This is a genomic window from Streptomyces sp. SID5785 (assembly GCF_009870065.1).
GTDB lineage: Bacteria > Actinomycetota > Actinomycetes > Streptomycetales > Streptomycetaceae > Streptomyces.
This window is the reverse complement of record NZ_WWIA01000285.1, coordinates 1-1,572: the sequence shown is the minus strand read 5'-3', so window position 1 is coordinate 1,572 and position 1,572 is coordinate 1. Positions and strand designations below refer to the sequence as shown.

Annotated in this window: 2 protein-coding genes; both read right to left on the bottom strand. The window is 71.6% G+C overall.

Going from position 1 to position 1,572, the window contains the following annotated elements; genetic code table 11:
• Positions 1-652: SDR family oxidoreductase (locus tag GTW43_RS08925; RefSeq protein ID WP_161301086.1), on the bottom strand; the 652-nt coding region annotated here is incomplete at its 3' end.
• Positions 649-1,518 carry an alpha/beta hydrolase gene (locus tag GTW43_RS08920; RefSeq protein WP_161301085.1) on the bottom strand — a complete coding sequence of 290 codons (870 nt, stop codon included), beginning with the start codon at positions 1,516-1,518 and terminating at the stop codon, positions 649-651. The genes GTW43_RS08920 and GTW43_RS08925, both read right to left, overlap by 4 nt.
• Positions 1,519-1,572: the final 54 nt, after the last annotated feature.

Below are 1,572 nucleotides of genomic sequence, written 5' to 3'. Positions count from 1 at the left end.
ACAGCACGGCGTTGGCGACGTCGTGGGCGGTGCCGATGCGCCCGGCCGGGTTGCGCGTCGCGACCTCGGCGAAGTAGTCGGCCTTCTCCTGGTCTCCCAGGGCGTCCCACGCCCCGGTGTCGATCACGCCGGGCGAGACGGCGTTGACGCGTACGGGCGCCAGTTCCACGGCGAGGGAGCGGGTCAGGACCTCGGCGGCGCCGTTCGTGACGGCGACGGCCAGCGTGCCGACCGTCACCTTGGACGCCGCCACACCCGAGAAGAGCGTCAGCGAGCCGTCCTGTCGCATCCGCGGTGCCAGGTGTCTGGCGAGCAGCAGCGGCCCGACCACCTTGGTGTCGAAGGAGAGCCGGACAGCATCGGCCGTCAGGTCCTCCAGACGGCCGCGGGCCCGGGCCGACGCGGTCGACACCACGTGATCGAGGGTGCCGATCCGGTCGGCGAGGGCGGCCACCGAGTCCTCGTCGGTGAGGTCGACAGACTCGGCCGTGATCTCGGGCTCGCCCGCGTACAGGTCGGCGAGGGCCTGCGGATGCCGCCCCGCGGTGATGACGCGAGCGCCCGCGTCCCGGGCGGCGACGGCGACGGCCCGCGCGATGCCCCCGGCCCGCCCGACGACGAGCACGGACTGGCCCTGCAGCGGCCCCGTCATGACACACCGGATCGGGCGAGGAACGAGACGATGACGCTCGACGCCGCGTCGAGGTGGCTCTCCAGCAGGAAGTGGCCGCCGTTGAGCAGACAGATCTCCGCGTCCGGCGCGTCGTCCGCGAAGGCGAGGGCTCCCTCGGGACGGAAGATCTCGTCGCCCCGGCCCCAGACGGCGAGCACCGGGACGCTGCTGTCCCGCAGATACGCGTGGACCTGTGGATACAGCGGCGGATTGGTGGCGTAGTCGGCGAAGAGCCGCAGCTGTACGAGGTCGTTGCCCGGCCGCGACAGCAGGGCGAAGTCGTGGTACCAGGTGTCCGGGCTGACGAGGCTCTCGTCGGGCACCCCGTGCAGGTACTGCCACCGGGTGACCTCGAGCGTCAGGGCCTGGCGGACAGCCGCTTCGGTGTCGGGGTTCTCCTCGGCCCAGTACGCGCGCAGCGGCTTCCAGAAGTCCTCCGCGAAGCCCGCCTCGTACGCGTTGCCGCTCTGGCTGATGACCGCCGTCACCGCCGACGGGTCGGCCAGCGCCAGACGCCAGCCGATCGGCGCACCGTAGTCCTGCACGTACAGAGCGAACCGGGAGACGCCGAGCCGGCGCAGCAGCCCGGCCGTCAGGTCCGCCAGCGCGTCGAAGGTGTAGTCGAAGTCGTCGACCGACGGCGCGTCCGACAGCCCGAAACCCAGGTGATCCGGCGCGATCACCCGGTGACGCTCCGCCAGCACCGGAATGAGGTGACGGAACATGAACGAGCTGGTGGGGAAGCCGTGCAGCAGGACCACGACCGGCCCGTCCGGCGGTCCCGCCTCACGGTAGAAGAGCTGCTGCCCCGCGACCGTGGCGTAGCGGTGATGGATGGTCGTCATGACTGCTCCTCCCGGCGGGTTCACGGAAAGTCTGACGATTCCGGGACGCCCGGC